General features: G+C 74.1%; 14 protein-coding genes. 11 read left to right on the top strand and 3 right to left on the bottom strand.

Annotated features, from left to right (window positions below):
• Nucleotides 1-108: 108 nt before the first annotated feature.
• From C569_RS0115520 to C569_RS0115510, 3 genes are read right to left on the bottom strand one after another with little or no spacing between them, the layout of a single operon-like run.
• A complete protein-coding gene (locus C569_RS0115520) occupies nt 109-690 on the bottom strand; it encodes an isochorismatase family protein (protein WP_018786689.1) in 582 nt (193 codons plus the stop codon).
• A 14-nt stretch (nt 691-704) separates the two neighbouring features.
• Nucleotides 705-1,991, bottom strand: a complete 1,287-nt coding sequence (locus C569_RS0115515) for a nicotinate phosphoribosyltransferase (protein WP_018786688.1) — start codon at nt 1,989-1,991, stop codon at nt 705-707.
• A 16-nt stretch (nt 1,992-2,007) separates the two neighbouring features.
• The gene (locus tag C569_RS0115510; protein WP_026268202.1) at nt 2,008-4,680 is read right to left on the bottom strand and encodes a LuxR C-terminal-related transcriptional regulator; all 2,673 of its coding nucleotides are present in this window, start codon (nt 4,678-4,680) and stop codon (nt 2,008-2,010) included.
• 222 nt (nt 4,681-4,902) lie between these two features.
• Here C569_RS0115510 and C569_RS0115505 point away from each other — a divergent pair, with 222 nt between their 5' ends.
• From C569_RS0115505 to rdgB, 11 genes are all read left to right on the top strand, one after another.
• Entirely contained in the window at nt 4,903-6,417 is a 1,515-nt protein-coding gene (locus tag C569_RS0115505) for a hypothetical protein (RefSeq protein ID WP_018786686.1), read from the top strand.
• Nucleotides 6,418-6,532: 115 nt separating this feature from the next.
• Nucleotides 6,533-6,823 (top strand): ATP-dependent Clp protease adapter ClpS, encoded by a 291-nt coding sequence (gene clpS / locus C569_RS0115500; protein ID WP_018786685.1) that lies wholly within the window; start codon nt 6,533-6,535, stop codon nt 6,821-6,823.
• A gap of 61 nt (nt 6,824-6,884) precedes the next feature.
• Nucleotides 6,885-7,382, top strand: coding sequence for a DUF2017 domain-containing protein (locus C569_RS0115495; protein ID WP_018786684.1), 498 nt, complete (start codon nt 6,885-6,887; stop codon nt 7,380-7,382).
• A gap of 55 nt (nt 7,383-7,437) precedes the next feature.
• The gene (locus tag C569_RS0115490) at nt 7,438-7,926 is read left to right on the top strand and encodes a Mov34/MPN/PAD-1 family protein (protein ID WP_018786683.1); all 489 of its coding nucleotides are present in this window, start codon (nt 7,438-7,440) and stop codon (nt 7,924-7,926) included.
• A gap of 67 nt (nt 7,927-7,993) precedes the next feature.
• Nucleotides 7,994-8,332, top strand: coding sequence for a MoaD family protein (locus C569_RS0115485; RefSeq protein ID WP_018786682.1), 339 nt, complete (start codon nt 7,994-7,996; stop codon nt 8,330-8,332).
• An 11-nt stretch (nt 8,333-8,343) separates the two neighbouring features.
• Entirely contained in the window at nt 8,344-9,309 is a 966-nt protein-coding gene (locus C569_RS0115480; protein WP_018786681.1) for a PLP-dependent cysteine synthase family protein, read from the top strand.
• A 225-nt stretch (nt 9,310-9,534) separates the two neighbouring features.
• Nucleotides 9,535-10,281 carry an MBL fold metallo-hydrolase gene (locus tag C569_RS0115475; protein ID WP_018786680.1) on the top strand — a complete coding sequence of 249 codons (747 nt, stop codon included), beginning with the start codon at nt 9,535-9,537 and terminating at the stop codon, nt 10,279-10,281.
• Nucleotides 10,282-10,371: 90 nt separating this feature from the next.
• On the top strand, nt 10,372-11,511 hold the full coding sequence (locus C569_RS0115470) for a glycosyltransferase family 1 protein (protein WP_018786679.1): 1,140 nt from the start codon (nt 10,372-10,374) through the stop codon (nt 11,509-11,511).
• The gene (locus C569_RS0115465; RefSeq protein ID WP_018786678.1) at nt 11,508-12,650 is read left to right on the top strand and encodes a glycosyltransferase; all 1,143 of its coding nucleotides are present in this window, start codon (nt 11,508-11,510) and stop codon (nt 12,648-12,650) included. The genes C569_RS0115470 and C569_RS0115465 overlap by 4 nt, the downstream gene beginning before the upstream one ends.
• Before the next feature lie 54 nt (nt 12,651-12,704).
• Entirely contained in the window at nt 12,705-13,433 is a 729-nt protein-coding gene (gene rph, locus C569_RS0115460) for a ribonuclease PH (protein ID WP_026268199.1), read from the top strand.
• Nucleotides 13,430-14,047, top strand: a complete 618-nt coding sequence (gene rdgB, locus C569_RS0115455) for an RdgB/HAM1 family non-canonical purine NTP pyrophosphatase (protein ID WP_018786676.1) — start codon at nt 13,430-13,432, stop codon at nt 14,045-14,047. Before rph ends, rdgB begins: the two co-directional genes overlap by 4 nt.
• Nucleotides 14,048-14,063 lie beyond the last annotated feature (16 nt).

Here is a 14,063-nt window from a genome sequence, read left to right as displayed (position 1 = left end):
CCGGCCCGGCCGGGCGGCGCACGTCTGTGCGCCGCCCGGAGCGCGGTCGGTCGGCAGCCGACGTGACCCCGGGGTGACGGGCCGTGGTGGCGAACCCGGCCCCACCCCTCAACCAGGCCGCACCACCGGCTCACCCCGCAGGGTCACCCCGGTGCCCCGCATCGCGCGTAGCGCCACGTCGAGGGTCTCCGGCGCGACCGCAGCGGTCAGGTCGAGCAGGACCGTGGTGTCGAAGCCCTCGCGGGCGGCGTCCAGGGCGGTCGCGCGCACGCAGTGGTCGGTGGCAATGCCGACGACGTCGACCCGGTCCACGTCGTGCCGACGCAGCCAGTCGGCCAGGCACTCGCCGTCGGGGCCGTGCCCCTCGAAACCGGAGTACGCGGCCGCGTGCTCGCCCTTGTGGAAGATCACCTCCACCCGGTCGGTCACCAGCTCGGGGTGGAACTCGGAACCGGAGGTGCCGACCACGCAGTGCCGGGGCCAGGAGTCGACGTAGTCGGGCGGGTCGCCGAAGTGCGCGCCCGGGTCGACGTGGTAGTCCTTCGTCGCGACCACGTGGTCCCACCGGCCCGGCTCGGCGGCGAGCAGCCGGGAGATACCGGCGGCCACGCCGGCTCCACCACCGACCGCGAGGGAACCGCCCTCGCAGAAGTCGTTCTGCACGTCCACGATGATCAGGGCGTTCGCCATCTGAACGTTCCTCCTCAACTCGCGGGTACGACGGTAACCGGTACGGCGGGATCCCCGGCGGAGAGCTTGAGCCCCTCCCACGGGATCGAGATCAGGCACTGGCGCAGGTGGTCGCGGGACTCCTCCAGCGCGGGCAGCGTCTCCGGTTCGCCCGACACCACGTACGAGTGCTGGAGCAGCCGGTCGTTGGGCTGCCGGTCCGGCACGCCCTGCGGCACGATGACCTCCTCGGTGGCGGTGCCGGTCGGCTTGTGCCGGCGGACCGCGACCTTCCGGCCGCCGATGGTGGCCTTGTGCTCGGAGCGCTTGACCACCGGCCGCCCCTCCACCTCGACCAGCTTGTAGACCAGGCCGGCGGTGGGCGCGCCGGAGCCGGTCACCACGGCGGTGCCGGCACCGTACATGTCCACCGGTTCGGCGGCGAGCGCCGCGATGGCGTACTCGTCGAGGTCGCCGGAGACGATGATCTTCGTCTCGGTGGCGCCGAGCGAGTCGAGCAGCTCGCGGGACTGCTGGGCGATCACCGCGAGGTCGCCGGAGTCGATCCGGACCGCCCGCAGCTCCGGCCCGGCCACCGCGATGGCGTTGCGGATGCCCTGGGCGATGTCGTACGTGTCGACGAGCAGCGTGGTGTCCTTGCCCAGCGTGGCGACCTGGGAGGCGAACGCGGCCCGCTCGTCGTCGTGCAGCAGCGTGAAGGCGTGCGCGGCGGTGCCCGCGGTGGGGATGCCGTACCGCTGCCCGGCGGCCAGGTTGGAGGTGAACCGGAACCCGGCCAGGTACGCGGCCCGTGCCGCGGCGACGGCGGCCTCCTCGTGCGCCCGGCGGGAGCCCATCTCGATCAGCGCCCGGCCCCGCGCCGCGGTGACCATCCGAGCCGCCGCGGCGGCGACCGCACAGTCGTGGTTGAGCACCGACAGCACCAGCGTCTCCAGCACCACGCACTCGGCGAACGTGCCCGAGACGGTGAGGATCGGGGAGCCGGGGAAGAACAGCTCGCCCTCGGCGTAGCCGTCGATGTCGCCGGTGAACCGGTAGTCGGCCAGCCACTGGGCGGCCCGTTCGTCCACCACTCCGGTACGGCGCAGGAAGTCGATCTCCGCCGGGTCGAACCGGAAGCCCCGGATCATCTCGATCAGCCGGCCGGTCCCGGCGACCACGCCGTACCGGCGGCCGGTCGGCAGTCGCCGGCTGAACACCTCGAAGACGCAGCGTCGGTCGGCCGTGCCGTCACGCAGGGCCGCGCCGACCATGGTCAGCTCGTAGTGGTCGGTCAGCAGCGCGGGGCGAAGGGTGCTCACCGCCCCAGCCTAGAGTTCAGCCCGGGTCCGCGCCGTCGTGCCCCGGCATCGACCGCAGAGCGGCCCGCAACTCGGCGCGCCCGGCGACGCCGAGTTTGCTGTAGACGCGCTGGAGGTGGTTCTCCACCGTGCGCGTGGACAGGAACAGCCGCTCGGCGATGGCGCGGCTGGTCACGCCGTCGGCGGCGAGGCGGGCGATCTCCCACTCGCGCTCGCTGAGCGTCGGGCGCAGCAGCCGCAGCGCCGGGGTGGAAATCTCGTCGCAGCGGCGCAGCAGACCCGCGAGGCGTTCCCGGATCGGCCCGGTGGCGCCCGCGCGGAGGTGTCGCGTCCGGTGCAGGGCCAGCGCTGTCGCCTCGGCCGCGTACACGATCAGCTCCCGGTCGGCGAAACCGTCGGCGACCGCGAGCAGCGCGTCCGGCGAGCCGTCGACGGCGGCCCGGCCGAACCGGGCGACGAGCGGCGGCAACACACCGTCGATCTGCTCGGAGAGTTCGGCCAGGCGTTGCGCAACGGTGCGGCGGCCACCGTCGGTGCAGGTCGGGCCGACCGGCGCGGCGGCCTGGTCGAGCCGAACCAGGTCGAGCAGGACGAGCAGTTCGTGCCCGGCCAGGCCGTCCTCGCGCAGGCGGTCGGCGAGCGCGCACAGGTGCTTGACGGCCGCCGGCAGGTCGCCCGTCGCGGCCTGGACCGCGCCCCGGGCCTGCTCCAGCCACGGATAGAGCACTGCCATCCCGGGTGCGTGCGTCCGGTCCGCCTCGGCCATCGCCTCGGCCGCGTGCGTCGCGTCGCCGCGCAGCGCGGCGGCCTGGGCGCGCTCGGCGTGCGCGAGGCCCGCGTACACCCGGCTGGTGGCGAGCACCGCGCACGCCTCCAGGCTGGTCCGCAGCGCGTCGTCGCCGCGCCCGCGCAGCCGCGCCGCGTACGCCTGGAGGATGGCCAGGTAGCCGGTGCCGAGCCGGAAGTCACCGGCCCCGGCCAGGTCGGCGAACTCGTCGGCGACTATCGCGTCGATGCCGGGCAGGTCACCGGAGAGGGCCAGCCGGGTGCCCCGGGCCAGTTCCATCGCGAGCTGGAGGTAGGGCATGTCGGCCCGCCAGCACGCCGCCTCGGCCTGTACCCGGGCGACCGCGGTGGCGCTGAGCTGGTATTGCCCCTGCGCCGCCTGGAGGTGGGCGAGCGTGCAGCGGGCCAGCTCCCGGGCGGCCATCGGGGCGGCGGGCCGGTCCAGCACCTCCTGGGCCAGCCGTACCGCGACGTCGACGTCGAGCCGGTGCAGCCGCATGATGGCCTCGAACGCGCGTACGCGTGCCCGGTCGGCGGGGTCGCTCAGCTCCCCGCCGCGCGCGGCGATGTCCTCCACCGTGGACTCGCGGTTGAGCCCCCAGTAGCTGACCATGCCCCGGACCGTCAGCCACCGGCTGCGCCGCCGGTCGTCGCGGATCTCACCGGCGACCTGGTCGAGCACGCCGAGTGCCTCGTCCGGCCGGTCGCCGAACATCAGGATGGTGGCGAGCAGTTCCGCCGCATCGGTGCCGCCACCGGCTTCCAGCGCGGCCCGGGCCAGCCGGGTGGCCAGCGGCACGTCGTACCGGCCGAACGCCTGCATCGCCGCGTCCAGCAACAGGGCCACGTCCTGCGCCGTACCCGAGTCGAGCCGCCACACCGCGACGCGCAGCAGGTCGTCCCGGCGGCGCTTGCCCACCTGCTCCAGCAGCCCGGCGAGCGTGGCCTGGAGCCGGCGGGTGCGGCTGACCGGGCAGTGCCGGCGCATCACCTCGCCGTAGAGCGGGTGCGCCAGGCGGACGTTGAGCCGCCGGTCGTCGTGGACCAGCGTGATGAGCCCGCGTTCCTCGGCCGTCTCCACGTCCGCCGGGTCGACCGCGCGTTCGAGCAGTTGCAGGCCCAGCGGCTCGCCGAAGGCGGCCAGCTCGACGACCGCCCGTACGCCGGGGGTGAGCTGGCCGATCCGGGCGTCGATCAGGTCGGTGAGGCTGGGTGCCAGCTCCAGCCGGCCGGTCCAGGTCCAGATGCCGTACCTGCGGTCCAGCTCGTCGCCGGCGGCCAGCACCAGCTCCCGCAGCAGCAGCGGGTTGCCGGCGGAGAGCTGGAACAGCCGGTCCGAGGAGCAGGCGTCGACCGGACCGCCCAGGATGGCCGCGAGCAGCCCGGTGGTCTCGCTGCGGCACAGCGGGCTCAGCTCGGCCAGGTCGGCCAGGTCGTCGGTCCAGAGTGCGCGGATCGGCAGCGGGATCTGCTCGCCGTTGCGCAGCGTCCCGAGGACGTACGCGTTCGCCGAGCGGGCGACCAGATGCACGAGCGCCGCCGACGGCGGGTCGAGCAGATGGGCGTCGTCGACGGCCAGCACGATGGGCCGCCCGGCGGCCTGCTCCTGGAGCACGTCCACGGCCCAGCGCAGGATCCCGGCGGGGGAGAGGCCCTGCGGTTGGGTGGCGGGCAGCACCTGGACCAGCCCGCCGAACGGCAACGCGGCGGTGGTGGCGCTGGCCGCGATGGACCAGATCGCGTACCGCTCGGGGGAGAGCGCGGCCACCCCCTCGCGCAGCAGCCGGCTCTTGCCGACCCCGGCGTCACCGCTGAAGAGCAACCCGCGACCCTCCGGGCTACCGACCGCCGACCACAGACGGTTGAGTTCGACAGTACGGCCGACGAACTCCCACCTACTCATCGACGCAGCATATCGAGCGTGTTCCGTGCGCGTGCGTACCGTCACGCAGTGAAGTTGAGTAATCTGTTCATTACTCGTGAGTACCGGTGTTGTCGGCTGTCGGATGGCCGACACCCGTACTCTTCCGGCAGCCCTGCAACCAGGGAGAATCCGCGACCGCCACCCTGGTCGCCCGATCGGGAGGCCCACCTGATGACGCCAGGTTCGCTCCCTTCGGTCCACGTGCCCGACCCGCGCCGGCAGGCCGGGCCCGCCGGATGCGTCCCGCTACCGGCCCGGCTCGGGATGACCGCGCCCGGGCCGGACGAGCCGATGGCGGTGGTCGTCGCCGGTCCGGCCGGCGCGAACCGGCGCGAGCTGATCGCCGGCCTGCTCGGGGTCGAGGCCGCGACGCTCGCCGTGCCGCCGGGAAGCAATCTGCTGGTCCAGCACGCCGCCACCGCCACCCGCGCCGCGTACGTCCCGGGCTACCGCCAGCCGCACGCCTACGGCGCCGACCCGCTCGCCGCCGGCCCGGCGCTGGCCCGGCCGCCGCGCCGGGTCGAGCTGAGCCTGCCCGATCCGCTGCTGCGGCACTTCGCGGTGGTCGACACGCCTGATACCGGCACGCTCGGCGTCGCCGGCGGCCGGGTGCTGCGCGACGCCGTCGGCCGGGCCGGCGCGTTGCTCTTCGTGATCTCCGCCGACCAGGCGTTCAGCGCGGCCGAGCTGCACCTGCTCGCCGAGGTGGCGCGTACCCGGGTCGAGGTGTTCTTCGCCGTCACGCCCGGCGTGACCGCCCCGGCCGCGCCGGGCGACGGAACACGGGCCCAGGACCGGGCGGCGTCCGGTACCGATCCCGGGCCCACCCGCCGGCTCGACCCGGTGTCGGTCTCCATCGAGGCGCACCGCGCGGCGCTGCTGGCCGCGGTGCCGGCGCTCACCCCGGCCCGGTGGTTCCCGGCCCGCCACGCCGAGCTGCCGCAGCTGCGCCGCGCGCTGGTCGGCTGGGCCGCCGACGAGGCGCTGCGTCGCGGCAGCGCGTGCCCGCCGGTGCCGGCCGGCGCGCACGGCCGGATACCGGTGCTCGCCGGCGTCGAGCCGGGTGAGCTGGCCGACCGGATCGACCGCCAGGCCCGCGCCTGCGCCCGCCGGATCCGCCAGCACCTCGCCCTGGAACTGGCAAACATCCACCTGCGGGTGGTGCAGGAGATCGTCTTCGGGGTCGGCTGCGCCGGCCTGCCGCAACTGCTCGACCGGGAGATGGAGGCGCTGTCGCTGCTCGCCACCGCCCAGTGCGACGAGGCCGTGCGGGGCCTGGTCGACGAGGCTGCCGCCCGGGTGTTCGGCGCGCCGCTGGCCGAGGGCGTACGCCGGCGGATCACCCACGCGGTGCGCTGGGGCCTGGCCGACCACCCGGACGCGCCCGAGCTGGACCGGGTGCTCCTGGTGACCAGCACGGCCGGGGTCGCCGGGCTGACCGGGGCGGGCGCCCTGGACGCGCTGGCCGGCCTGCCCGGCGCGCAGCGGAACGAGGTGCTCCCGCCGGTCGGCGTCGCCCTCAACGGGGGCTGCTGGCAGCACTGGCGGGCGCCCGGCAACAACGATCCGAACGCCGCCCGCTCCTGGGCCCAGCGCGCGCTGCGCGAGGTCGAACTCGAACTGTCCCGCGAGGTGTCCCGCCGCTTCGAGGTGATCCGTCTCTCGCTGGGCGCGGTGCTCGCCGATGCGCTCGACCACGGCATCCTGCTTGCCTGACCACGGGGTCGGCAGACGGCGACCCGGGCTCGCGTACGCGGCCCGGGCGGGTGACGACGACCCGCGCGCCGTTCCGGTTCATCGGTTCCCCGGATCCGGTGGCACGATGGGGGGCATGGCGGCTCCACAGGTTGCGCCGGTCGAGACGCCGGACACCGAAGAGGTGCCGGTCTCCGACCGGCCGTGGGTGACCATCGTCTGGGACGATCCGGTCAACCTGATGACGTATGTGACCTGGGTGTTCCAGAAGCTCTTCGGGTACAGCCGGGAGAAGGCGGAGCGGCTCATGCTGGACGTGCACCACAAGGGCAAGGCCGTGGTCTCCAGCGGTGCCCGGGAGCGGATGGAGCACGACGCGGCGCAACTGCACGCGTACGGCCTCTGGGCGACGGTGGACCGATCGTGAGCGCGAGGAGTGAGCCGGTGTCGCGAGCCCCGCAGTCGCGAGCAAGGGTGGCGCTGTGAGCATGTTCCGCCGCCGGGGCGACCACTACGTGGCCACGTTCGCGGTCGACGAGGTCCGGGTGCTGCGCAAGGTCGCGGGCGAGGTGGTCGGGCTGCTGACCGACGGCTTCGACCACGGCGATCCGGTGGTCGGGCGGCTCTTCCCGGACGTCTACCCGGACGACGACGCCGGCACCGCCGAGTTCCGCCGCTACACCGAGGGTGATCTGAAGACCGGCAAGATCGACCAGGCGGGTGCCGTGCTCGCCGCGCTGCCCGACGGGGACTCCGGTGGCGAGGTGCGGCTGGACGCGGAGGCGGCCGAGGCGTGGCTCCGGGCGCTGAACGACGCCCGGCTGGCGATGGGCGTACGCCTGGAGATCAAGGACGGCACCGACCTGGGCGAGGAACTCGACGACGCGGTGGCCGCGGACCCGGGTTCGTCCCGGGTGTTCCAACTGTCGGTCTACGCCTATCTCGGATATCTGCAGGAGTCCCTGCTCAACGCGCTGATCGACTGAGTGGTGACGGTTGCCACCTCGCCGCCCGGGAGGGCCAGGCGCTAGGCTTGGCGACGTGCTGAGCATCGACCGGTCGATCATCGACGCGATCGTCGCCCACGCGCGCCGGGACCACCCGGACGAGGCGTGCGGCGTGGTCGCCGGTCCCGTCGGCAGCGACACCCCGGCCCGGCACATCCCGATGGACAACGCCGCCCGTTCCATGACGTTCTACGAGTTCGACTCGATGGAGCAGCTGCGGGTGTGGCGTGAGATGGACGACCGCGACGAGGAACCGGTCGTCATCTACCACTCGCACACCGCGACGGAGGCCTACCCGTCGCGTACGGACGTCTCCTTCGCCGGCGAGCCGGGCGCGCACTACCTGCTCGTCTCGACCCGCGAGCCCGACACCGAGGAGATCCGCTCCTTCCGGATCGTCGACGGCGTGGTCACCGAGGAACCGGTGGAGATCGTGGATGCCGCCGTGGACCCGAACGCCGTCCAGTCCTACATGTTCGGGCAGAGCCCGGCGACGGTCGACTACGAGTGTTCCGGCCGCTGACCTTCAGCGCCGGCACCTTCCTTTTCCCGTCACCTGGCACGATCCCGAACGAGGAGCACGAGACACCATGGCCATCGAGGTTCGCATCCCCACCATCCTGCGCAGCTACACCGGCGGCGCGAAGGTCGTCGAGGGCAGCGGCGACACGCTCGCCGACCTGCTCACCGACCTGGACTCCCGGCACGGCGGCCTGAAGGGCCGGCTGGTCACCGAAGCGGGTGCGCTGCACCGGTTCGTCAACGTCTACGTCAACGACGAGGACGTCCGCTTCCTCGGCGCGCTCGACGCCAAGCTGAACGACGGCGACAGCGTGACCATCCTGCCGGCCGTGGCCGGTGGCGCGTTCGGCTTCGCGGCCGCCGCGGCGATCGCCTCGCACGCGGTCTCCACGCGCGCCGCCCGCTGAGGGGGCCCGCGATGGCGCGGTACGACAGCCTCCTCGACGCCTGCGGCGGCACCCCGCTGGTCGGGTTGCCCCGGCTCTCGCCGACGGTCCCGGCCGGGGCGCCGCCGGTGCGGCTCTGGGCCAAGCTGGAGGACCGGAACCCGACCGGCAGCATCAAGGACCGCGCGGCCCTGTTCATGGTCCGCGCGGCCGAGGAGGCCGGCCGGCTGCGTCCGGGTGACACGATCCTGGAGCCGACCAGCGGCAACACCGGCATCTCGCTGGCCATGGTGGCGAAGCTGCGCGGCTACCGGCTGGTCTGCGTGATGCCGGAGAACGTCTCCACCGAGCGGGTGCAACTGCTCCGGATGTACGGTGCGGAGATCATCTTCTCGCCGGCCGCGGGTGGCTCGAACCAGGCGGTCGTGACCGCGAAGCAGATCTCCGCCGAACACCCGGACTGGGTGATGCTCTACCAGTACGGCAACGAGGCGAACGCCCGGGCGCACTACGAGACGACCGGGCCGGAACTACTCCAGGACCTGCCGGGCATCACGCACTTCGTGGCCGGGCTGGGCACCACCGGCACGCTCATGGGCACCGGGCGCTATCTGCGGCAGAAGGTCGAGGGCATCCAGATCGTGGCGGCCGAGCCGCGTTACGGCGAGCTGGTCTACGGTCTGCGCAACATCGACGAGGGTTACGTGCCCGAGCTGTACGACGCCGGGGTGCTGTCCCGCCGCTTCTCCGTCGGCACCCGGGACGCGGTGCTGCGGACCCGGCAGCTCGTCGAGGTGGAGGGCGTCTTCGCCGGGTTCTCCACCGGCGCCATCCTGCACGCCGCGCTCGCGGTGGCGCACGAGGCGGTCCGGGACGGCCGGCGCGCGGACGTGGCGTTCGTGGTCTGCGACGGCGGCTGGAAATACCTGTCGACCGGCGCGTACGGCGGCACCCTCGCCGACGCGGAGGAGGCTCTGGACGGTCAGCTCTGGGCCTGACGGACCGATGGCCGGTCCGGTCGGTGGCGTGCCCGCCGGCCGGACCGCCGGTCTCGTCCGGAGCGGACGTGTATGGGTGTCACGTTGATGACAACTTCCGGCAGATGATTCTTGCCCGACCGGGGCGACGCGTAGGCTGCGCAGCGTGGCGAGCGCGTCGGTAGTGATCATCGGCGGCGCCGCCGCCGGCGCATCGACTACTCACGGTGAGATCGAGGCCACCGGATGAGACTGACCGTCCTCGGCTGCGCGGGCAGCTTCCCGGGGCCCGAATCCCCCTGCTCGGCCTATCTGATGGAAGCCGAGGGCTTCCGCCTTCTGATCGACTTCGGCGTGGGCTCGCTCTCCACGCTCCAGCGCTACGTCGGGCTGCACGCCCCCGACGCCGTCCTCCTCACCCACCTGCACTGCGACCACATGTTCGACGCCGTGTCCTACGTAGTGGTACGCCGGTACGCGCCGGACGGCCCGTATCCGCCCCTGCCGATGTACGCCCCGTCCGGCGCGCCGGACCGGCTGGCCGCCGCGTACGGGCAGGAGGAGGGCTCGGTGGAGGACGTCTACCAGTTCTACGGCCTGCAGCCGGGCACGTTCCCGATCGGTCCGTTCACAGTCACCGTCGACCGGATGAACCACCCGGTCGAGACGTACGGGGTGCGGCTGGAGCACGGCGGCCGGGTGTTCTGCTACTCCGCCGACACCGCACCCTGCGAGGCGCTGCTGCGCCTGGCCCAGGACGCCGACGTGTTCCTCTGCGAGGCGAGCTACATGGACGGCGTGGAGAACCCGCCGGACCTGCACCTGACCGGCCGGGAGGCGGGCGAGGCGGCCACCAAGGCGGGAGTGGGTCGGCTCCTGCTCACCCACCTCGTACCGGCCTGGGGCAGCGAGTCGCAGACGGTGGAGGCGGCGGCCGGGGCGTACACCGGGCCGCTGGAAGTGGTCCGGGCGGGCGCCAGCTACGACATCTGACCGGCGCCCGGGCCGCGCGTTGTCGCAGTGTTTGCCGGCCGGTCAGCGTGCCGTCGCCTGCCGCATCCGTGCCGCCCGCACCCTCGGGCCATGCGGATCGCCATCGTCACCGAGTCGTTTCCGCCGGACGTCAACGGCGTGGCGCACTCGGTCGTCCGGGCCGCCGAGCACCTGGTCGCCCGGGGTCACGAGCCCCTCGTCGTCGCGCCCGCCCCGGCCGGGGGCCGCCGCCGCCGGGTCGACCACCACGCCTATCCGGTGGTGCGCCTGCCGAGCGTGCCCCTGCCCCGCTATCAGGGCTTCCGGCTCGCCGTGCCGAGCGTCGGGCTGACCGGCGCGCTGCTCGGGCACCGGCCCGACGTGGTCCACCTGGCCAGTCCCTTCGTGCTGGGCGCGGCCGGCGCGTCGGTGGCGGCCCGCCACGGCCTGCCCGCCGTCGCGGTCTACCAGACCGATGTGGCGGCCTACGCCCGGGCGTACCGGGTGGGATGGGGCGAGGCCGCCGCGTGGCGGCGGATCCGCGAGATCCACAACTCCGCGCAGCGCACCCTCGCGCCGTCCACCCGCGCCGCGTCGGACCTGATCAATCACGGGGTACGCCGGATCTGGCTGTGGCGGCGCGGCGTGGACGCCGTCCGGTTCCACCCGGCGCGGCGCAGCGAACAGCTCCGCGCGACGCTCGCAACCGGCGGCGAACTGCTTGTCGGGTACGTCGGCCGGCTCGCCCCGGAGAAGCGGGTGGACCTGTTGGCGCCGGTCACCGACCTGCCCGGCGTGCGGGTGGTGGTGGTCGGCGACGGGCCGGCCCGGCGTCAGCTCGAACGGGCGCTGCCGGCGGCGCGGTTCCTCGGCGTGCGACGCGACGACGCACTGGCCGAGCTGTACGCCAGCCTCGACGTGTTCGTCCACACCGGACCGCACGAAACGTTCGGGCAGACGCTCCAGGAGGCCGCGGCGAGCGGCGTACCGGTGGTGGCGCCGGCCAGCGGTGGTCCGGTGGACCTGGTCGAGTCGGGGGTGACCGGGCTGCTGGTGCCGCCGGACGACGGCGCCGCGCTGGCCGCCGCCGTGGCCGAGCTGGCCGCCGACCCGTCCCGGCGGGCCCGGTACGGCGCGGCGGCCCGCGCGGCGGTGGCCCGGCGGAGCTGGGACGCGGTCGGGGACGAGCTGATCGGGCACTACCAGGCGGTGCTGGCCGGTTCGCCCGCCGCCGGACGGCTCGCGGCGTGACCGGGGCCGCCGCCCGTCCGGTACGGATCGTCCGGCTTGCCAACTTCGTGACGGCGCGGTCCGGCGGGCTGCGGACGGCGCTGCGCCAACTGGGCGCCGGGTATCTGGCCGCCGGTCACGAACCGGTGCTGGTGATCCCCGGTGCGCGCCCGTCGGACACAGTGCGGCCGTGGGGGCGGGAGATCACCCTGCCCGGACCGGAGCTGCCCGGCACCGGCGGCTATCGGGTGCTGTGGGACCGGCGGCGGTTGGCCCGGCTCCTCGGCGACCTGGCCCCGGACCGGATCGAGGTCTCCGATCGCAGCACGCTGCGCTGGACCGGCCGCTGGGCACGGGAGCACGGGGTGCGCTCGACGATGGTCTCGCACGAGAGCCTGACCGGGCTGCTCGGCCAGTGGGGGGTGCCGACCGGGCTGGCCCGGCGGACCGCCGACCGGCTGAACCGCGAGACGGTACGCCGGTTCGACCGGATCGTCTGCACCACCCGCTGGGCCGCGGAGGAGTTCGGCCGGCTGGACGGACCGCCGGTCGAGCGGGTGCCGCTCGGCGTCGACCTGGACACGTTCCACCCCCGTCGCGCCGACCCGGCGCTGCGGGAGCGGTACGCCGACGACTCGGAGGTGCTGCTGGTGCACTGCGCCCGGCTCTCCGTGGAGAAACGCCCCGACCTGGCGCTGACCACGCTGGCCCGGCTGCGCCGCGCCGGCGTACCGGCGGTCCTGGTGCTGGTCGGGGACGGGCCGCTGCGGCCGGCGTTGGCCCGGCGGGCAGCGGGCCTGCCGGTGCACTTCACCGGGTTCCTGCCGGACCGGCTGTCGGTGGCCGCGCTGCTGGCCGGCGCGGACGTGGTGCTCGCACCCGGGCCGGTGGAGACGTTCGGCCTGGCCGGCCTGGAGGCGCTCGCATCCGGCACGCCGGTGGTGGCGAACGCGGCGAGCGCCCTGCCCGAGGTGATCGGGCCGGGCGGGCTCGCCGCGTACGGCACCCCGGCGGCGTTCGCCGTCGCGGTCCGCCGGCTGCTGGACCGGCCGGAGGCAGAGCGTCGCGCGGCCGCGCGGGCCCGCGCCGAGGAGTTCGGCTGGCCGGCCGCCGTCGCGGGTTTCCTCCGCGCGCACGGGGTCGACGCGCCGGCGCGCTGACCGGCCGGTGGCACCCGCGGGCGGTGCGATCACCGCACCGCATAGGGTGCAGGCATGGCGCGACCTGACGGGCGGCAGCCCGACCAACTCCGACCGGTGACCCTGACCCGAGGCTGGAGCACCCACCCGGAGGGATCGGTGCTCGTCGAGTTCGGCGCGACCCGGGTCCTCTGCACGGCGAGCGTCACCGAGGGCGTGCCCCGCTGGCGCAAGGGTTCCGGGCTGGGCTGGGTGACCGCCGAGTATGCGATGCTGCCCCGGGCCACGAACACCCGCTCGGACCGGGAGAGCGTCCGCGGCAAGGTCGGCGGGCGCACGCACGAGATCTCCCGGCTGATCGGCCGCAGCCTGCGCGCCTGCGTCGACCTCAAGGCGCTCGGCGAGAACTCGATCGTGCTGGACTGCGACGTGCTCCAGGCCGACGGGGGCACCCGGACCGCCGCGATCACCGGCGCGTACGTCGCACTGCACGACGCGGTGACCTGGCTGGCCGAGCGCAAGGCGCTGGCCGGCAAGGTGGACAAGGTGATGCACCGCTCGGTGGCGGCGGTGAGCGTCGGCGTGATCGGCGGCGAGCCGATGCTCGACCTCTGCTACGCCGAGGACGTCACCGCCGAGGTCGACATGAACGTGGTCTGCACCGGCACCGGCGACTTCGTCGAGGTGCAGGGCACCGGTGAGGCGGGCGTCTTCGCCCGCGACCAGCTCGACGCGCTGCTCGACCTGGGCGTGGCGGGCTGTCTGGAACTGGCCGACGCGCAGCGGAAGGCGCTCTCGTCATGAACAAGGTCCTCCTTGCCACCCGGAACCGGAAGAAGCTGGTCGAACTCCAGCGGATCCTGGACGGCGCGCTCGGCGCGCACCGGATCGCCCTGCTCGGGCTCGACGACGTCGAGGAGTATCCGGAGCTGCCCGAGACCGGCCTCACGTTCGGCGAGAACGCGCTGATCAAGGCACGGGAGGGCTGCCGGCGTACCGGCCTGCCGACCATCGCCGACGACTCCGGTCTGGCGGTGGACGCACTCAACGGCATGCCTGGCGTGTTCAGCGCCCGCTGGTCCGGCCGGCACGGCGACGATCACGCCAACCTCCAGCTCGTGCTGGACCAGGTCGCCGACGTGCCGGACGAGCACCGGGGCGCCGCGTTCGTCTGCACCGTGGCGCTGGTGCTGCCGGGTGGCAAGGAGCACCTGGTCGACGGCCGCCAGTCCGGCCGGCTGCTGCGCGCGCCGCGCGGCGACGGCGGCTTCGGCTACGACCCGGTCTTCCTGGGCGACGGGCAGGAGCGGACGAACGCGGAGCTGACGCCCGAGGAGAAGGACGCGGTCAGCCACCGTGGCAAGGCGCTGCGGGAGCTGGCCAAGCTGGTCGCAAAGGTGCTCCCGCCCGCCGCCTGACCGCTCTCGACGCCGC

The organism is Micromonospora sp. CNB394 (assembly GCF_000374985.1).
Lineage (GTDB): Bacteria > Actinomycetota > Actinomycetes > Mycobacteriales > Micromonosporaceae > Micromonospora > Micromonospora marina.
This window is presented reverse-complemented; position numbering and strand designations above follow the sequence as displayed.

What these genes read in the sequence shown, in the direction of transcription:
- C569_RS0115520 (WP_018786689.1), bottom strand. Translation starts at nt 690, where the DNA reads ATGGCGAACGCCCTGATCATCGTGGACGTGCAGAACGACTTCTGCGAG.
- C569_RS0115510 (WP_026268202.1), bottom strand. Translation starts at nt 4,680, where the DNA reads ATGAGTAGGTGGGAGTTCGTCGGCCGTACTGTCGAACTCAACCGTCTG.
- clpS (WP_018786685.1), top strand. Translation starts at nt 6,533, where the DNA reads ATGGCGGCTCCACAGGTTGCGCCGGTCGAGACGCCGGACACCGAAGAG.
- C569_RS0115495 (WP_018786684.1), top strand. Translation starts at nt 6,885, where the DNA reads ATGTTCCGCCGCCGGGGCGACCACTACGTGGCCACGTTCGCGGTCGAC.
- C569_RS0115485 (WP_018786682.1), top strand. Translation starts at nt 7,994, where the DNA reads ATGGCCATCGAGGTTCGCATCCCCACCATCCTGCGCAGCTACACCGGC.
- C569_RS0115480 (WP_018786681.1), top strand. Translation starts at nt 8,344, where the DNA reads ATGGCGCGGTACGACAGCCTCCTCGACGCCTGCGGCGGCACCCCGCTG.
- C569_RS0115475 (WP_018786680.1), top strand. Translation starts at nt 9,535, where the DNA reads ATGAGACTGACCGTCCTCGGCTGCGCGGGCAGCTTCCCGGGGCCCGAA.
- C569_RS0115470 (WP_018786679.1), top strand. Translation starts at nt 10,372, where the DNA reads ATGCGGATCGCCATCGTCACCGAGTCGTTTCCGCCGGACGTCAACGGC.
- rph (WP_026268199.1), top strand. Translation starts at nt 12,705, where the DNA reads ATGGCGCGACCTGACGGGCGGCAGCCCGACCAACTCCGACCGGTGACC.
- rdgB (WP_018786676.1), top strand. Translation starts at nt 13,430, where the DNA reads ATGAACAAGGTCCTCCTTGCCACCCGGAACCGGAAGAAGCTGGTCGAA.